Genomic DNA, 17,648 nt, shown 5'->3' with positions numbered 1-17,648 from the left:
TCGTCAACTCCCTAAATCTTGGGACAAAACACGGTTCCAACGTGACCGATCCACTATCGAATTCTTAAGACTTGCCCGCCATCCTTCCTGCCGTTGGTGCAGTCTGGGTCTGAATGATGATGTCGGCTGAAATGCCTCTGGTGCCCGTAAGTCAGAATGAACTTCAGACAATGGCCTATACCGACCCACTGACCGGGCTCGGCAACCGCTACCGCATGCGCGACCGGATTGCCCAGATCTCAGCCGAACGCGCGAGCGATCCAGCACCATTTACGATCGGCATCGCCAATCTCGATTCCTTCAAGCCGATCAACGATCTTTTCGGCTCATCGGCGGGAGACGAAATTCTCTGCCAGGTCGCCCATCGATTGAAGGCCTGCATTCCCGACGGTGCCCTCGTGACGCGTCATGACGGCGATGAATTTGCCTTTGTCCTGCCGCTGGTGTTCGAGCGGGCCAGCGCCGAGAAGTTCGGCCAGATGATACGCGAAGTCCTGTCGGCGCCGTACGATCTCGGCGACCGCAATGTGCGGCTGTCGGCATCCTTCGGCTTTTCGATCTATCCCTTCGCGGGCGAGGAATTCGACGAACTGCTGAAAAGCGCCGAAACCGCGCTCTACCGTTCAAAACGCCGCGGCCGTGGCCAGATCACCGTCTATTCCCGCGAGATCGCCCAGGAAATGAAGCGCGCGACGCAATTGGAACAGGCGCTGCGCAATGCCATCATCTCCGATGTGATCGACGTGCATTTCCAGCCGATCGTCGCACTTTCCAATAACCAGGTCGTGGGCTTTGAAGCTCTGGCGCGATGGAACGATCCTGATCTTGGCTTTGTGTCACCGGGCGTTTTCGTCCCGCTGGCGGAGGAGCGCGGCTTCATTGATGCGCTGTCCGAGGCGCTCCTGCGCAAGGCGGCCGAGGCTGCCCTTTCCTGGCCGCGCGAACTTTTCCTCTCCTTCAATCTCTCCTCGGCGCAGTTGATGGATCCGGGGACGAGCAGCAGCATCCTGTCGATCCTCGGTCGTGTCGGCTTCGATCCGCACCGGCTCGAACTCGAAATCACCGAGACTGCGGTGATGGGCTCGGCCGACACGGCAAACCGGATCATTGCGGATCTCCGTCAGGCCGGCGTGCGCATTTCGCTGGATGACTTCGGGACGGGTCAATCGAGCCTCGGCCGCCTCCGCGACTTTATGTTCGACAAGATCAAGATCGATCGCGCCTTCGTGTCGCGCATCAATTCCGATCGCGCCTCGGAGCACATCATCAAGGCGATCCTAACCATGTGCGAGGGGCTCGACCTGGAAGTGGTCGCCGAAGGGATCGAGGACTATCTGGAAGCCGTCAAGCTGCGTTCGCTCGGCTGCGGTATGGGGCAGGGCTACCATTTCGGCAAGCCCGCTGACAGCATTGCCACGCTCCGGTTCTTGCACGAGAACTACTACGACACGTCTGATCGCGTCAGCGCCTGAAACTCCGATGGCGCCCTTTCGGACGCCACCGGTTACGCGGTACTCACTGCGCAGCATCTTACTTGTTCGTCGTTGAACCCGTGGCCGTGGTATCCGTTGTACCGCCAGGCGCAGGGGCCTTCTCGGCTGCAATCATCTGAAGCGTCTTGAACTGCGGAGCCGCCTTCAGCGTTTCTGCGGTCTCGGACGTGGTCAGCTTCACTGTGCCGTCCTGCGTGTTCTGAGCGACGGTGATCTTATCCATCGGAACGGCAACATCCTTTTCGCCGATTCCAAGGAAGCCGCCGACGCCGATGATCGCTGCGACCAGGCCGCCGTCCTTCTTCATGATCAGGTCGTTGACCTCACCGATGCTCTCGTTCTGGCCGGTGTAGACCGACTGGCCAATATAGGTGTTGGCACTGATCTGATCGGCGGCCTGCTCCGTTAGATATCCACCACTCGCCTGCGCGGTGTCAGCCGTTGCGGCCGGCGCCGGAGCCTGAGCGGCGTTGTACATCGGTGCTGTGGCGTCCGGGACCTTCGGCGGAGCTGCCGGGTCGGCCGGTGCGGTCTGTGTTGCCGGAGCGCCTGGTGTTGCCGGCTGAGTCTGTGAGAATGCCGCCGGTGCAAAAGCCGTGGCAAACAGCGCGCTAGCGGCAACGGTCTTAAGGAGTTTACTTGTCATTTTGAACCTACCTTTGCGTTCCTGAGGGATCTTTAGCCCGCTCCCGCCATGCTCGGCGTTTGCGGCCGGTTCCCTATTGAAATGAACGGGGTTTCACTTGGTTCCCGAAAAAAATCGCGCAAAAATTGCTAATTCCACGGAACTTTTAGCTCATACGATGTATGGCCACGCGGGGTTCGGTCGACAAAAAAAGGGGCGCCAAATGGCGCCCCGTGAAGCCTGATTATGGTTCTTCACATCACGTAAACCGGGTCGAAAACGCCCTTCACCGTAACATCCAGTTCGAGCAGGGAACCCGCCTGCGGTTGCATCGAGCGGGCATGCTCATCGAGCCCCTCCCACGCCGTGGTGACGGCAAGGCGGTCACCGTTTGTCCCGATGAAGGCAGGGCATGACGGCTGTGCCGCCGGCACCTTGTAGCGCGCAATGCGCAGTCCATCAGGGCTGTAGCGATCGACGGTACCGGCACCCCAACGCGCATTCCAGATGTATCCGTCGGCATCCACCACCGAGCCGTCGATGCCACCCGGCTCATCCATCGTGTCCACAAGCACGATCGGCTCGCCTGTCGGGAGACCGGTCTGCGGATCGACCATCACACGCATCAGCCGGCTGATGCGTGTATCGGTGAAGTAGCCCATCGTTCCATCCGGCGAGAAGCAGATCGAATTCGGGATGCTGATGCCATCGAATATCTTGGTCACGCGACCGCCGGCGACGTGGTAGATGGCGCCTGCACGGCTTTCCGCCCGCTTGCTCATCGTGCCGATCCAGAGCGAGCCGGAGGGGTGGGTGCGGCCGTCGTTCGAGCGGTTTTCCGGTTTGTCGCTTTCAAGAGCTGCATAGAAGGTCAGATTGCCGCTCTTCATATCGCGAATGAAAAGGCCTTGTTCGGTCGCAAGCAGCTGCCGCTCAGGATCGACCCGGGCGAGCACGCTCGCCATCATCGGCAGCGCATGCACCTTCTTCTCTTCCGTCGAAAGGTTCAGCTCGTGCAACTCCTTGCCGAGAATATTGAACCACCAGACCGTGTTGGTGTCCGGATCGTAGGCCGGCCCCTCACCAAGCACGGAGTTGGTGCTGCAGAGTGTCCTGCCCGCGAACTCATGAATTTCCGTCATATGCCTTAAGCTCCTACGGCTGCGTCATAGGCGTAAATGGTCGCCTTGGCACGCTCGGCAACCTCTGCGGCGGTCATTCCCGGCTTGTAGAGGCTGGTGCCGAGGCCGAAGGCATTTATGCCAGCCTTGGTGTAATCGGAGAAATTCTTGTCCGAAACACCACCAACGGCCGCAATCACGAGCTCCCGCGGCAGAATTGCGCGGATAGCGGTGATGCCCGACGGTCCGAGAACGCTGGCGGGGAAAAACTTCAACCCCGTTGCGCCGGCGCGGGCAGCCGCCAATGCCTCCGTCGGCGTGAAGACGCCCGGCATCGTCACCATACCGTAGTTGCGGGCGAGAATAATGACCTCGGGCTCGACGTTCGGCGTGACCAGCAGTTTGCCGCCTGCCGAATGGAGGCTGTCGACGGCCTCGGTCGTCAGCACGGTCCCGGCCCCGATGAGGCAATCGGCCGGCGCCATCTTTGCGGCAATCTCGATCGACTTGAACGGCTCGGGCGAGTTCAGCGGGATTTCGATGGCGGTCAGACCGTTTTCGATCAGTGCGCCGACCACGCCTTCGGTTTCTTCAGGCTTGATGCCACGTAGAATGGCAATCAGTGGACGCTTCATCGTAGGAAAGGGGATGCGGTTCATCGCTTTGGTACTTTCTCAGTTCGGCCAAATAGTTTTGGCGGCGGCAGCAAGGCCGCCACGGACGGCCGTGTCAGCATCAATGGTGTTGTAGGATAAAGATAATGCCTTGAAGGCCGCTTCATAAAGGCCCTGCAGCCGGCCGGCGGCGACGAGAGTGACGTCGACGCCCGTCCCCGCATCTGACATCGCGCCCGCGATTTCCAGGCCGATCAGGGTCCCGGATATCTTCGCCTGCGCGGCCGCAGCGGTCAGACCATGCAGCAACTGGCCCGAGCGCGCGGTAAAGAAGAGGTTGGTCGCCATCGCGGGTCGGTCATAGGCCGTTTTTACGGCGCTCTCGAAGGCTGCCTCGTCCGCCGGGCTCTGATCGGCACCGGCGATTGCATGCGACAGGATCGTGTGCTTGGAGATCGCGTCGAAAAGTTCGCCGGTCATGAAGCTGGAGAAACCGGTGACACGACCATTCTTGACATGCACCCATTTCGAATGCGTTCCGGGCATGCAGACTGCCTGCGACCCAGTGCTTTGCGGGCCAAGCGCACCGAGGAGCTGTGTTTCCTCGCCGCGCATGACATCTGGCCGCGCCGGATCCCTCTGTGCAAGTCCGGGCAGGATGCGGACGTCCCGGCTCTGGTCGGGGACGGATACGGCGCCGGTCAGGATCGAGGATAGCGATGCCGGGACATCGACATAGCCCGCTTCGACCCATCCCTGTTTCGCACCTGCCATGCCGCAGATGATGACCGGAAGATTTTCCGGCGCATTTACCTTGCCCAAGTGCGAGGCGAGAACCTCGGCAAATCCGGTCTTCGCTGCCGTCGTCATACCTTCATTGCCACGGCTTTCGGCCAGGACGCTGTCATCCTTGCCGATCAGCCAGAGCCGAAAACTGCTCGTTCCCCAATCCACCGCGACATAAGCGGGATCCGCCATCAGAAAATGCCTCCATCGACAATAAGAGATTGTGCGCTCATCGCTGCCGCGCAGCTAGACGCCAGAAACAGGCACGGACCGACGATCGCATCGGCGTGTAGAACCTTCTTGATGCATTGGCGCTGCACCGTTTGCGCAATGCCGTCCTCGGTCAGCCAAAGCTTCATCTGGCGATCCGTGACGATCATGCCGGGCAGAATGCAATTGACGCGGATGTTATCCGGTCCGAGCTTGCCGGCCAGGCTTTTCGTCAGCCCGATCACGCCGGCCTTCGCGGTCGTGTAGGCCGGGAATTCGGGCATGTTGAGGAGAAAGGCGATCGACGACATGTTGATCACCGCGCCGCCGCCAGCGGCACGCATCGAGGGCGCGACGGCTTGCGTGGTGAAGAAGACGTGCCGCAGGTTGGTCGCCTGGTTGTTGTCCCAATATTCCTCGGTCACCGTTTCGAAATCGTGCCGGTCGTCGCGGGCGGCATTGTTGACGAGCACGCTGATCGGACCGGAGTGAGCGACAACCTCGTCGACTGTTCTGCGGATGGCGGCGACATCGCGAAGGTCGGCCTTATGAAAGCGAACGGGATGCAAGGTGTCGCGCGACAGCCTCGCGACGAGGTCATGGCTTTCCGTTTCCGCGATGTCGATGAAGGAAACCTTGGCGCCTTGTCGGGCGAAGCCTTCGACAATCGCTGCCCCGATGCCTGATCCGCCTCCCGTGATCAGGACCGTGCGGTCCCTGAATTCCGGAAACTGCGCAACAATACCCGTCACTATTTCCTCCCGGCTTTCGGTTGTTCTATTATTTGGAACTTAATTTGACTATGTGGAATTATCCGACTACCCTGGCATTTCTGTCAAGGCGTTTGGGGCAACAATGAGTGCGGCAAAAGGGAGTGCGCCCGAGAGGCGCGACACGGGCACCCTCGGCAAGCTGATGGTCCTTCTCGACCTGGTGACCCACGCCGACGGTCCCATGCGCTTCACGGATATACTGGCAGTTGCCGATCAGCCGCGTGGTACGGTCCACCGCCAACTCAGCCATCTCGTGGAGGAGGGCCTGCTCGAGATCGATGCGGAGGGCAGATACTCGCCGGGCTTACGGCTTTTGGACTTCGCGTCTCGCAGTTGGGCGCGCAACGAGTTTCGTCTGGTTGCGGAGCCACATCTTAAGGCTCTCCAGAATTTGACTGGTGAAACGGTCCATCTCGGCGTGCTGCGCGGCACCTCGATCATCTACCTCGACAAGTTCGAAGGGCAGCAGCCCGTCAGAATGTATTCGCAGATTGGTAACGCCTCACCGGTCTATTGCACCGGCGTCGGCAAGGCGGCCCTTTCCATCCTGCCCAGAGAGCGGGTCAGGGCCTTGGTGGCGGACCTCTCCTTCCATCGGTTCACGGCAAACACCCATACGGCCGAGTCGCTTCTTGCTGAGATCGAGCAGATACGGGAGCAGGGCCATGCCTTCGACCGTGAGGAGCACGAGGTCGGGATTCGCTGTATTGCTGCGCCGATCTGGTCAGAAACTCAGTCGCTTGTTGGCGGCGTTTCCGTGACTGGTCCGGCTTACAGGCTCACTATGGAAAGGCTTTCGGAATGGGCGGCTCCGATCCAGCAGTCGGCTGAACGGATCATGGAGGCGATGCGCATCGGGCTTGGTCCGCGTCGCTGAACTGCTGACGGCCGGCTTGGCCTAAAGCACAATATTGAGATTTTCTGACGAATCGTCACAATTGATGCTCGTCAATCCCCCGTCTTGGGGTGTATGTGCTGGTAGATCGTCACCGGCGATACAAACTAGGGACGGCGCGGAGGCGTCGCCGCCCATCAGGCTTCCATCTTTTTTTGAGTTGAACAAGTAAATGACTTCATCGCAGCCAGGATCTTCCGTGGACGTACACGTTAGCGAGATCGCCGGACTGAAAACGCAGTTCGATATTTTCCGCTTCATGAAGAAGGTAACGGAAGCCTATCGGGCGCGGGCCTTTATGGTTTTCAATCTTCCTTCCGTGACAGCACGGGACCTGCAGAGCAGCACGGTCATCTCGAGCTGGCCGGTGGAACTTCTGGCTGCCTACGACCACGAGGGGCTTGTGGCCAATAGCCCGGTCATGAAGAGGCTTCGGACTTCGACAACGCCCTTCTTCAATGACGTGTCGCAAGCGAAACTGGATCGCCCCGACGGGAAGGCGGGCATCGTCAAGGCACTTTTCGAACGCTTTCGCATGATGCGTTGCGCCTATTTTCCAACCCACGAGCCCTCAGGCGGTCGTGGCGCCATTTCATTCTCAGGCGATCGCGAGGCATTCACCGCAGAAGAAATGCGCGAACTCCACTATATCTCCATCCACGTCTTCGACCGGTTGGCGGAGATCCGCAACCATGACAACTGCGTCACCGATACCTTGACCGATCGGGAGATCGATTGTCTGAACTGGACCGCGGCTGGCAAGACCAGTGTGGAGATTGCCGAAATCCTCACCCTGTCCGAGCATACGGTGAACCACTACCTGAACCGCGCGACAAAAAAGCTGGATACGGCAAACCGGACGCAGGCAGTCGCCAAGGCGCTGCGGATCGGTCTCATAAAGTAAGCGTTGCGCAAATTGTGGGCTTGCCGATCATTTGCGCCCAATTTCTCGCCAATTCCGACGACCCCGGCGCCATGCCGCGCCGGCATTGCTGGCGGTTTGCCAATTGGCATGTTTTCTGCTTGCTTACATTCAGCGGTCCAGAGGGGACCTGGCACGACGCCGGATAAACGGCGCGGCCTGCATACCGCCAGCCGATGCCACAGGCCCAACCTCGGGCGTAGGGCGTCGGCGGCGGTTGTTGCCTTTAGAACACGCCGCCGCCGGCATCCCTCACGCTTGCTCTTCCCATGGGCATTTTTCGCTGGCCATTTGTGACGCTTGCTCTAGTTCGCAAGGCTTAGCTCGCTATCCTGGAAGGCTGTTGTGACCATCAGGGCGAAAGCCCGGCGGACTTGGTGGACATAGTGGCCTTCCGGTGAGCCTCGCCTCCTCAAATGCGGTCCCGATCGCCGATTTTGTTTGGCGAAGAGGCGGCGCTCCTCTATCTAGAATGCCAAACACAGGCAGTGAGGATGGAATGACGGGCGTCACCAAGGAACAGGTTCTCGAAACGCTGAAGACCGTACGCGGCCCCGATCTCGAGCATGATATCGTCGAGCTCGGTATGGTGTCTGATGTCTTCATTTCCGACGGCAAAGTCTATTTTTCCATCACCGTTCCGGCCGATCAGGCAAAGGAGCTCGAGCCGCTTCGTCTGGCTGCCGAACGGGTCATCAAGGAAATGCCGGGCGTCAAGGGAGCGCTGGTTGCGCTGACGGCAGACAAGAAGGCCGGTTCCGGCTCGGCGCCGGTCTCGCGCCCGCAGCCGCAGGCCGGGCATGACCATCATGGCCCTGCGCACGCCCCGCAACAGCAGCCGCGCGCCGGCAAGCTCGGCGTTCCCGGTATCGGCGCGATCATCGCCGTCGCCTCCGGCAAGGGGGGCGTTGGAAAGTCCACGACGGCCGTCAATCTTGCGCTCGGCCTCCAGGCAAATGGCTTGCGTGTCGGCATTCTCGACGCCGATATCTACGGCCCCTCGATGCCGCGGCTGCTGAAGATTTCCGGCCGCCCCACCCAAATCGATGGGCGCATCATCAACCCGATGGAGAATTACGGGCTCAAGGTCATGTCGATGGGCTTCCTCGTCGATGAGGAGACCGCCATGATCTGGCGTGGCCCCATGGTGCAATCGGCATTGATGCAAATGCTGCGTGAGGTGGCCTGGGGCGAACTGGACGTGCTTGTCGTTGATATGCCGCCCGGCACCGGCGATGCGCAGTTGACGATGGCACAGCAGGTGCCGCTGGCGGGCGCCGTCATCGTTTCGACGCCGCAGGATCTCGCCCTCGTCGATGCTCGCAAGGGCTTGAACATGTTCAAGAAGGTCGAGGTCCCCGTGCTCGGCATCGTTGAGAACATGAGCTATTTCATCGCGCCCGATACCGGTACCCGCTACGATATCTTTGGTCATGGCGGGGCTCGCAAGGAAGCCGAGCGAATCGGCGTTCCTTTCCTCGGTGAAGTGCCGCTTACGATGAACATTCGTGAGACGTCCGACGCCGGCACGCCGCTTGTCGCGACGGAGCCGAACGGCATTGTTGCCGGCATCTATCGCGACATCGCGACCAAGGTCTGGCAGCAGCTCGGCGGGCAGCCGCAGCGGGCCGCACCGGAGATTGTTTTCGAGTGAAATGCTCCGCTGCCGCTAGACTCCCAATTGCGGAGGAAATGTGGTGAAACGGCGCAGTAAGCGTAAGATGTCTTGATTCTTTCGCAGCTTTCCGTCATATGGCGCGCCGTCGCCATGAGGCGGTTTTTTTGCGAATGCTCGATGATGGCCACCCCGCCGGGGCGGTTAGCTGCATGGTCGGAGTTATCTTGGTCGAAGGATTGGTGACTGCGATGCGGTTGAGCACGTTGCATATCCTGGCGGTTGCCGGATGTGCCAGGAGTCGTATGAACTTTCTTCAATCGCTTTCATTAAGATCGGGAACTTGCATCCCGCGCGCTCTCGCAGGCGGCGCGCCGTGGAAGGGCTTTCGATGAAAACAGCGATGCGCGCAACAAGCCCGGATTGCCGGAGGCCCAATCGGTGATCACGGCCTACTGTTCCAATTGCGAGTCGGTTGACGTTGGCGACCTGTCGCGAGGTACGTTACGCGACGATGTGATGTGGATCGACCTGATCGAGCCTTCGCGCGAAGAGGAGCTTTTCGTTGAGAAAGCTCTCGGCATCGAGGTTCCGACGCGAGACGATCTCAAGGACATCGAGCCGTCAGCCCGTCTCTACGTCGAAAACGATGCCGTCTTCATGACCGCTTCCCTCGTCTGGAAAGCCGAGACAGATGCACCGACGCTGACCGACGTGGCATTCATCCTCGCCGGCAAGCGGTTGGTCACGATCCGCTACGCGCAGCCCAAATCCTTTGCTCTCTTCATTGCCGCGCTCCACCGCGTGCCGCAGCAATGGCGCAGCGGTGCCGCATTGCTGGCAAAGCTTTTCGAAACGATCATCGATCGCACTGCCGAGATACTGGAGCAGTCCGTTGCCCGCATCGACATCCTGTCGACGCATGTCTTCGGCGATCGCGCCAGGAAGGTGCGCAAGCCGTCGAACTATCTGGAAGAGAAGCTCCGGGACATTGCGGGCCATCATCGCATCGTGAGCAAGGTCAGGGACAGCCTCGCCTCGTTGTCACGCCTCATGACCTTTTTCTTCACCATCCCGGCAGTTCAGCAGGATCGCGACACCAAGGAACTGTGCAAAACGGTCTCGCGCGACATCCAGTCGCTCAACGAGCATGCCTCCTTCATCGCCGGCAACATCACGTTCCTGCTCGACGCCTCGCTCGGCCTGATCAACATCGAGCAGAACTCGATCATCAAGATATTTTCGATCGCGTCCGTGGTGTTCTTGCCGCCGACGCTAGTCGCCTCCATCTACGGTATGAATTTCGAGTTTATGCCGGAACTGCACTATGCCCACGGATATCCGTTTTCGATTGGGCTAATGGTGCTGTCCGCCGTTATTCCCTTCTTCTTTTTCCGATGGAAAGGCTGGCTCTGAAGAGCCTGTTTTCATTTCATGCACGAAGGTAGCCATACACACGAACGACACATGAAGCCGCGCAAGCTGGCCTACCTTGCGCTCGGCTCCATTGGCGTCGTCTACGGCGATATCGGTACCAGCCCGCTGTACGCGTTCCGCGAAGCCCTTAAGCCCGTCATGGTCGACGGCCTCACCCGCTTCGAGGTGATCAGCCTCATCTCGCTGATGATCTGGACCCTGACCATTATCGTCACCATCAAGTACGTGCTCTTCCTGCTGCGCGCGGACAACGAAGGCGAAGGCGGCACGCTTTCCCTGCTGGCGTTGCTGATGAAGACGGCAAATGGACATACCGCGCTACTGATGTTGCTTGGCCTGGTCGGCGCGGCGCTGTTCCTCGGCGACGCGATGATCACGCCGGCTCTCTCAGTGCTATCGGCTGTCGAAGGTCTGAAGCTCGTGGCTCCAACTCTGACGAGTTACATCGTACCGATCTCGGTCTTCATCCTGGCTCTGCTATTTGTCGTCCAGTCTCGAGGGACCGGGGCCGTCGCCCGCTTTTTCGGGCCGATCATGGCGCTCTGGTTCATCGTGATGGCGGCCGCCGGCATTTCTCACATCTCGGATGATTTTGGCATCCTTGCCGCTTTCAACCCTTACTATGCCGTTAGCTTCCTGCTGCATGAGGGGTTCTACGGCGTGGTCGTGCTTGGCGCGGTCTTCCTAAGCGTGACCGGTGCCGAAGCGCTTTATGCCGATCTCGGGCACTTTGGTCGCCGGCCGATCCAGTGGGCATGGTTTGTGCTGGTTTTCCCGGCATTGACACTGAACTATCTGGGGCAGGGCGCTCTAGTGCTCGGCAATCCCGCGGCCGTGTCCGATCCGTTCTTCCTGGCCTTTCCGCAATGGGCGCTGCTGCCGGCCGTCATTCTCGCGACCGCGGCCACCATCATTGCCAGCCAGGCGGTCATCACCGGTGCCTTCTCGCTCGTCCGCCAGGGCATCAACCTCGGCTTCCTGCCACGCATGGAAATCCTCTTCACCTCGGAGACGAATACCGGGCAGATCTTCTTGCCCTCCGTTAATGCGTTGCTGTTCGTCGGCGTCATCTTCCTCGTCATCAGCTTCAAGACGTCGGACGCGCTGGCCATTGCCTACGGCATCTCGGTTACGGGCGCGATGGTCGTCACTTCGATCATGGCCTTCGAGTTCGTGCGCGCGCGATGGAACTGGTCGATTCCGGTCGCCACGTTGGCGCTTGCCCCGCTGCTCTGCCTGGAAATGATCTTCTTGGGTGCAAACCTGCTGAAGATCCACGACGGCGGTTACATTCCGATCCTGATGGCGACCGCCTTTACGATCCTCATGTGGACCTGGCGTCGCGGCACGGCCCTCCTGATGGAGAAGACGCGCCACACCGATATCCCGCTCGCCTCTTTTGTCAGCTCGATCGAGCGCAAGAGCGATCATTCGCCCGCCCAGGTACCCGGTACCGCGATCTTCCTGACGAGCGATCCGGAATCGGCGCCCGCGGCCTTGCTGCACAATCTGAAGCACAATCACGTTCTGCACGACAAGAACGTGATCCTCACGATCCGCACCATCAACAAGCCGCGCGTTGCGAGCGCCGATCGCTACAAGGTCGAGCAGATCTCGGAGCGGTTCTCGCGCGTCGAGCTCATGTTCGGCTTCATGGAGTCGCAGAACGTCTCGCAGGCCTTGGCGACGTTGCGCAAGACCGGCCTGAAGTTCGACATCATGTCGACCTCATTCTACCTCGGCCGCCGCAAGCTCGTTCCCGATGCGAAGTCCGGCATGCCTTATTGGCAGGACCGTCTTTATATCGCGCTTGCCAATGCCGCGGCCAATCCGTCGGACTATTTCCGCCTGCCGGCAAACCGCGTGGTGGAACTCGGCTCGCACGTCATTATCTAGAAGAGCAAATGCGCTTCTAAAAAGCCCGGCGATCCGCCGGGCTTTTTTATTTTCCCTCGCGCTAATCTTTCGTCTCAGGAGGGCCTCGGCATTAACCAAGCATCAAGGTTAATGAGACATTTTCAACGGCATGTTCATGCGTCTCATGCCGGAGTCTCGCGTTGCGTCGAAATAGCCCTTCCCGTGGCAAGCTGCGCCTCTTGCTTCAAAATTGGAGTTCACCCGCGCTCTTCGGCGTTTGCGGGTGGCTGATGTCACCGACGATGGCGTCGCATGCCGACCTCGCGGCTCTGCTTGCCGGCCTCGACCAGGGTAGGGAAAACTGGCGCATGGTTCTAACCAATTCGCCGGCAGGTTCGATCCATCAGGCTGAGCTGACCTTTGCCGATCCCGTAGTCACGGGCACGATTGCTGCCGGGGCCGGCATGGTTTTGCCCGACGGCCGCAAGGTCGCATTCATGGCGAAGGACAAGGGACACGAGGCGACGTCGGACGAGGACCGCGTCAATCGCCCGGCCAAGAAAGGCCGCGTCGTTGCTGTCGAAACGGTGCAGCCGCCGAAGGACTTTTCCGCCGGGTCCATTCTCCAGCGAACGGGCCTGCTCTTTCAGCCCACCTTCGACCTGAAGGACAAATCCGCCTTCGTGAAGCCGAAGATCAAGGGCAAGGAAATCCAGATCGCGACCAATTTCTATAAGAAGGAACCGCCCAAGCCGGACCGCGGCGTCTCGCCCATGCTGGCTGGTCTCGTGACCAACGCAAAGGCTGACGTGCTGGCGACGGCCTATGCGCCGTCCGCTCCCGACTACTCCCGTCAGTCGCCGTTCGATTCGATTCTCACCGACAAGGCCGACGACGGCCGCTTCGTGCCGCAGATCGGCCCGCGGGATCACGCCTGGGCCGCAAGCATCTTGGCGCCCTCGGTGTTTTCGGCGGCCGAGCAGCAGTGCCTGGCATCCGGCATCTATTTCGAAGCGCGTGGCGAAACGGTGAAGGGGCAGGCCGCCGTCGCGCAGGTCATTCTCAATCGCGTCCGCAATCCGGCCTACCCGAAGACGATCTGCGGCGTCGTCTACCAGAACGAGGATTGGCGCAACCGATGCCAGTTCTCCTTTGCCTGCGACAACATCAAGGACCGGGTGAACTCGCAGTATCACTGGAGAATCGCCCGCGAACTCGCGATGGCGGTCACCGCCGGCAAGATCTGGCTCCCGCAGGTTGGCTCCGCCACGCACTACCATGCCGTCTATGTTCGTCCGAAATGGGCAAAGACCATGGAAAAGGTCGGCCGCATCGGCCTGCACGTCTTCTATCGCACCTATGGCGGCGGTTGGAGCTGAGGAAAAAGCCAATCCTGACGCGATTTTGCGTCTCTTGGCAGCACAGGAAAGCGGATTCTTTCGGTCGATTTTGGATAAGTGCGCCAAGATCGGCCTAAGCCCATGTTTTTTATCGCCTATTTTATGGCTGGACATCCACCGCTCACGCCTTGACTATGCTTTTTGCTAAAACTATGTTGCGCGCGACTTCAAAACGGGCCGAAAGGTTCTCAAACCTTGGGGTCGTTGTCCGGAAAACCGGGGTAGCGGGATCGCGGACAGCGGCTGGCGGAGGAGAGCACCATGGCGGAAGACCGCGAGGAAAGTCTTGAGAAGCGCCGTGCGCAATTGGAAGCGAAACTCGCAACCAAGCGCGTAGAAGCGGGGAAGGAAGAGGCTATCGAAGCCAGCGCCGAGGCAAGCCGCAAAGGTTATGCCCAGGCGATGAAGCTTTCGAGCGAGTTCATCTCCGCTATCGTCGTAGGCGCCGTTCTTGGCTATCTCCTCGACCGTTTTGTCGGCACGGCGCCTTGGGGATTGATCGTTCTTCTTCTTCTTGGGTTTTGTGCCGGCGTATTGAACGTTCTGCGCGCTGCGGGGAAGGTTGCAAAACCGGATCCTACCGAGCGCCAGGATGGCGGAAAATAGGGCAGGGCGCTCTCCGGCGTTCGATCCAGTGCAATAATCCCGTCTCGCGCGGGCTAAAGATAGAGAGAACAAGCGGTGTCTAACGATCCGACCCATCAGTTCCTGATCCAGAAGATTGTGCCGATCGAAGTCGGCGGAATTGATTTCTCGTTTACGAATGCATCGCTCTTCATGGTGGCGTCCGCTGCCGTTGCCGCCGGCTTCCTGTATTTCTCGACGTCCAACCGGGCGATCGTGCCGGGCCGCTCACAGTCGGTTGCGGAGATGTCCTACGAGTTCATCGCCAACATGCTGAAGGAAGGCGCCGGATCCAAGGGGATGAAGTTCTTCCCATTGGTCTTCTCGCTCTTCATGTTCGTGTTGACGGCAAACCTGCTCGGCATGTTCCCGTACTTCTTTACGGTCACCAGCCAGATCATCGTCACCTTCGCGCTAGCGCTGCTCGTTATCGGCACGGTTCTCGTCTACGGCTTTTATAAGCACGGCTTCCACTTCCTGAATGTTTTTGTCCCGCAAGGCGTTCCTGGCATTCTTCTGCCCCTTGTTGTTTCGATCGAAATCATTTCCTTCCTGTCCCGCCCGATTTCGCTCTCTGTTCGTCTTTTCGCCAATATGCTGGCTGGTCACATCACCCTGAAGGTGTTCGCAGGCTTCGTTGCCTCGCTTGGAGCGCTGGGTGCGGTCGGTGTTGGTGGAGCCGTTCTTCCCCTGATTATGACGGTCGCCCTGACCGGTCTCGAGTTCCTCGTCGCCTTCCTCCAGGCTTACGTCTTTGCGGTGCTGACATGCATGTACCTCAATGACGCGATCCATCCGGGTGGCCACTAAGGGATACCGACATTGACGTCCCTCCGGCGTCAGTCAATTTCGCCGCAACACAACCATTTCAAAGGAGTTCAACATGGAAGCGGAAGCAGCAAAGTTCATCGGTGCAGGTCTGGCTTGCTTTGGTATGGCCGGTACGGCTCTCGGCCTCGGCAACATCTTCGGCAGCTACCTGTCCGGCGCTCTGCGCAACCCGTCTGCTGCTGACAGCCAGTTCGGCCGTCTGGTTTTCGGCTTCGCCGTTACGGAAGCTCTGGGCATCTTCTCGCTGCTCGTCGCTCTCCTCCTGCTCTTCGCCGTTTAATATAGGCGCATTGAAGGATCACGGCCTGCAGTTCGCATGCCGTGATCCTTTGCATTTGCAGTACACCTGGAGGTGAGCATGTTTTTTGTGACCCCGGCTTACGCCGAAGAGGCCCCGGCGGGAACCGCAGAAACTGGTGCAGCAACCGGTACAGACACGCATGCCGCCCCGGCAGCAGGCGATGTCCACACCGAGACCGGCGTACCAGCCGAGCATCATGGAGGCGGCGTGTTTCCGCCTTTCGATTCGACGACCTACGCTTCGCAGCTGCTTTGGCTGGCAATTACGTTTGTCGTCTTCTTCGTGCTCATGCAAAAGGTCATCGCGCCGCGCATCGGCAATATCCTCGAGCAGCGTCACAACCGCATCTCGCAGGACCTCGATGAGGCAGGCCGCCTGAAGGCGGAAGCGGACGCCGATGTTGCCGCTTACGAAGCCGAATTGGCCGCCGCGCGCGCCAAGTCGAACGCGATCGGCACAGCCGCCCGCGACGCTGCCAAGCTGAAGGCGGAAGCCGACCGCAAGGCCGTGGAAGCAGGTCTGGCCGAAAAGCTCAAGGCTGCCGAAGGTCGCATCGCAGACATTAAGGCGAAGGCATTCGCTGACGTCGGCACCATCGCCGAAGAAACAGCAACGGCTGTTGTAGAGCAGCTGATCGGCACCTCGGCAAAGGCAGATGTTGCCGCCGCAGTCGCTGATATCAAGAAGGGGGCTTGATCGATGGAATTTGCATTCGACGCAACATTCTTCGCATTTGTCGGCCTTGTCCTGTTCCTGGCGCTGGTTGTTTACCTCAAGGTTCCGGGCATGATGGCCAAGTCGCTGGACGACCGCGCCGATCAGATCCGCAACGAGCTCTCGGAAGCCAAGCGCCTGCGCGAGGAAGCCCAGCACCTGCTGGCCGAATATCAGCGCAAGCGTAAGGAAGCCGAAGCTGAAGCTGCACACATCGTTGCTGCAGCCGAGCGCGAGGCCGAAATGCTGACCGCCGAAGCCAAGAAGAAGACGGAAGAATTCGTCGCAAACCGCACGACGGTTTCCGAGCAGAAGATCAAGCAGGCGGAAGCCGATGCGATGAAGGCGGTGCGTTCCGCTGCCGTCGATCTGGCAATCGCTGCTGCCGAAAATGTTCTGGCAAAGAAGGCCGACACGAAGGTTCGGTCCGAACTCTTCAGCGACGCGGTCGGTCAGGTCAAGAGCCGCCTCAACTAAGCTGAGCGCCAAGTACTTAAGAGCCCGGCTGATGCCGGGCTCTTTTGTTGTGCGCCCAGCATGGGCGCATTCTTGTGGGTGGAAGTCCCACCGCAAGCTGGTCACAGCGAGCGAAGTGAAGCGCAACTGCGGCAGGGTGACCAACCGTGGGGAGGAAGCGATCCGATCAAAATTATCTGTAAAAACCCTTGCAAGTGGGAGCCGTCCACATATGGGGAGATCTCGCCTTGCGCCTGAAAGGGCGACGGTGTCGAGCCGGAGTGAGACGTCAGCGGAGGCGGTAGTAGGGAGCGCATAGGCGCGAACGAAGGTCCGAACGAGAGAGAGTGAAGTTCCTCCAAGGATGAGCAAGGCCATGCGTCAGATGCCGGAAGTGTCCGGGCGATCGGAGAGGCAAGCGGGTGAAGCCCGCCGGAGCTCCGGTCGCGACGAAGCCGAGCCCCCGCCGAGGATTGGGAACGACACAGGCGCGGGGCTGCTTGAGGTGGCCCTTCGGCGAGAGAACCTTCTGCGGGCGTGGAAGCAGGTGCGGGCCAACAAAGGCGCGGCGGGCGCGGATGGTCTGGACATTGACCAGACGGCCGCAATGCTACGCATGGCCTGCCATCCGCGACAGCCTGCGGGAGGGGACGTATCGGCCACAGCCGGTGCGTCGSGTGATGATCCCGAARCCAGGGGGCGGCGAGCGCGAGCTTGGCATCCCCACGGTGCTGGACCGTCTGATCCAACAGGCGCTCCTGCAAGTCCTCCAGGGTTGACCATGACATCCTGATCGACCGTCTGCGCAAGAAAATCCCCGATCCCGGCGTGATCCGCTTGGTACGGGCCTATCTGAACGCCGACATTGTTGATGGGGGTGTGGTCCTCAAGCGGACCCGAGGCACGCCGCAGGGTGGGCCGCTGTCGCCACTTCTGGCCAATGTGTTGCTGGATGAGGTGGACAAGGGACAAGG

17 protein-coding genes are annotated in these 17,648 nt (G+C 59.9%); 12 read left to right on the top strand and 5 right to left on the bottom strand.

Annotated elements, in window-relative coordinates; all coding sequences use genetic code 11:
- Nucleotides 1-113 precede the first annotated feature (113 nt).
- Nucleotides 114-1,472, top strand: a complete 1,359-nt coding sequence (locus AC1DPR_RS11750) for a putative bifunctional diguanylate cyclase/phosphodiesterase (RefSeq protein ID WP_025659431.1) — start codon at nt 114-116, stop codon at nt 1,470-1,472.
- A 58-nt stretch (nt 1,473-1,530) separates the two neighbouring features.
- Here the strand turns inward: AC1DPR_RS11750 and AC1DPR_RS11745 are convergent, their stop codons facing one another.
- From AC1DPR_RS11745 to AC1DPR_RS11725, 5 genes are all read right to left on the bottom strand, one after another.
- Nucleotides 1,531-2,139: a PRC-barrel domain-containing protein gene (locus AC1DPR_RS11745; protein WP_113470001.1), complete on the bottom strand. Its 609-nt coding sequence runs from the start codon at nt 2,137-2,139 to the stop codon at nt 1,531-1,533.
- A gap of 233 nt (nt 2,140-2,372) precedes the next feature.
- On the bottom strand, nt 2,373-3,260 hold the full coding sequence (locus tag AC1DPR_RS11740) for an SMP-30/gluconolactonase/LRE family protein (RefSeq protein WP_113470000.1): 888 nt from the start codon (nt 3,258-3,260) through the stop codon (nt 2,373-2,375).
- A gap of 5 nt (nt 3,261-3,265) precedes the next feature.
- Entirely contained in the window at nt 3,266-3,898 is a 633-nt protein-coding gene (locus tag AC1DPR_RS11735; protein ID WP_113469999.1) for a 2-dehydro-3-deoxy-6-phosphogalactonate aldolase, read from the bottom strand.
- Nucleotides 3,899-3,913: 15 nt separating this feature from the next.
- Nucleotides 3,914-4,831 carry a 2-dehydro-3-deoxygalactonokinase gene (locus tag AC1DPR_RS11730; protein WP_018856941.1) on the bottom strand — a complete coding sequence of 306 codons (918 nt, stop codon included), beginning with the start codon at nt 4,829-4,831 and terminating at the stop codon, nt 3,914-3,916.
- Nucleotides 4,831-5,601: an SDR family NAD(P)-dependent oxidoreductase gene (locus AC1DPR_RS11725; protein ID WP_018856942.1), complete on the bottom strand. Its 771-nt coding sequence runs from the start codon at nt 5,599-5,601 to the stop codon at nt 4,831-4,833. The genes AC1DPR_RS11730 and AC1DPR_RS11725 overlap by 1 nt, the downstream gene beginning before the upstream one ends.
- 103 nt (nt 5,602-5,704) lie before the next feature.
- On the opposite strand from AC1DPR_RS11725, the gene AC1DPR_RS11720 reads away from it, so the two are divergent.
- The 11 genes from AC1DPR_RS11720 to AC1DPR_RS11670 all read left to right on the top strand — a co-directional run bounded on the left by AC1DPR_RS11720 (nt 5,705) and on the right by AC1DPR_RS11670 (nt 16,695).
- Nucleotides 5,705-6,499, top strand: coding sequence for an IclR family transcriptional regulator (locus tag AC1DPR_RS11720; RefSeq protein ID WP_018856943.1), 795 nt, complete (start codon nt 5,705-5,707; stop codon nt 6,497-6,499).
- A 190-nt stretch (nt 6,500-6,689) separates the two neighbouring features.
- Nucleotides 6,690-7,421, top strand: a complete 732-nt coding sequence (locus AC1DPR_RS11715) for a LuxR family transcriptional regulator (protein WP_018856944.1) — start codon at nt 6,690-6,692, stop codon at nt 7,419-7,421.
- Nucleotides 7,422-7,938: 517 nt separating this feature from the next.
- On the top strand, nt 7,939-9,093 hold the full coding sequence (gene apbC, locus AC1DPR_RS11710; RefSeq protein ID WP_018856945.1) for an iron-sulfur cluster carrier protein ApbC: 1,155 nt from the start codon (nt 7,939-7,941) through the stop codon (nt 9,091-9,093).
- 402 nt (nt 9,094-9,495) lie between these two features.
- Nucleotides 9,496-10,470: a magnesium transporter CorA family protein gene (locus AC1DPR_RS11705; protein WP_018856946.1), complete on the top strand. Its 975-nt coding sequence runs from the start codon at nt 9,496-9,498 to the stop codon at nt 10,468-10,470.
- An 18-nt stretch (nt 10,471-10,488) separates the two neighbouring features.
- Nucleotides 10,489-12,387 (top strand): potassium transporter Kup, encoded by a 1,899-nt coding sequence (locus AC1DPR_RS11700; RefSeq protein WP_025659423.1) that lies wholly within the window; start codon nt 10,489-10,491, stop codon nt 12,385-12,387.
- A 161-nt stretch (nt 12,388-12,548) separates the two neighbouring features.
- The gene (locus AC1DPR_RS11695; protein ID WP_026372067.1) at nt 12,549-13,727 is read left to right on the top strand and encodes a cell wall hydrolase; all 1,179 of its coding nucleotides are present in this window, start codon (nt 12,549-12,551) and stop codon (nt 13,725-13,727) included.
- Between the two features lie 282 nt (nt 13,728-14,009).
- Complete coding sequence (locus AC1DPR_RS11690) at nt 14,010-14,354, top strand: AtpZ/AtpI family protein (protein ID WP_018859315.1); 345 nt, start codon at nt 14,010-14,012, stop codon at nt 14,352-14,354.
- 75 nt (nt 14,355-14,429) lie between these two features.
- Nucleotides 14,430-15,182 carry a F0F1 ATP synthase subunit A gene (locus AC1DPR_RS11685; RefSeq protein WP_018859316.1) on the top strand — a complete coding sequence of 251 codons (753 nt, stop codon included), beginning with the start codon at nt 14,430-14,432 and terminating at the stop codon, nt 15,180-15,182.
- A 73-nt stretch (nt 15,183-15,255) separates the two neighbouring features.
- Nucleotides 15,256-15,483, top strand: coding sequence for a F0F1 ATP synthase subunit C (locus AC1DPR_RS11680; RefSeq protein WP_003588243.1), 228 nt, complete (start codon nt 15,256-15,258; stop codon nt 15,481-15,483).
- Nucleotides 15,484-15,561: 78 nt separating this feature from the next.
- Complete coding sequence (locus AC1DPR_RS11675; RefSeq protein WP_018859317.1) at nt 15,562-16,200, top strand: F0F1 ATP synthase subunit B; 639 nt, start codon at nt 15,562-15,564, stop codon at nt 16,198-16,200.
- Between the two features lie 3 nt (nt 16,201-16,203).
- Nucleotides 16,204-16,695 (top strand): F0F1 ATP synthase subunit B, encoded by a 492-nt coding sequence (locus AC1DPR_RS11670; protein WP_018859318.1) that lies wholly within the window; start codon nt 16,204-16,206, stop codon nt 16,693-16,695.
- The last annotated feature ends 953 nt before the right edge of the window (nt 16,696-17,648 follow it).

The organism is Rhizobium sp. 01T417, assembly GCF_056398905.1.
This window is presented reverse-complemented; position numbering and strand designations above follow the sequence as displayed.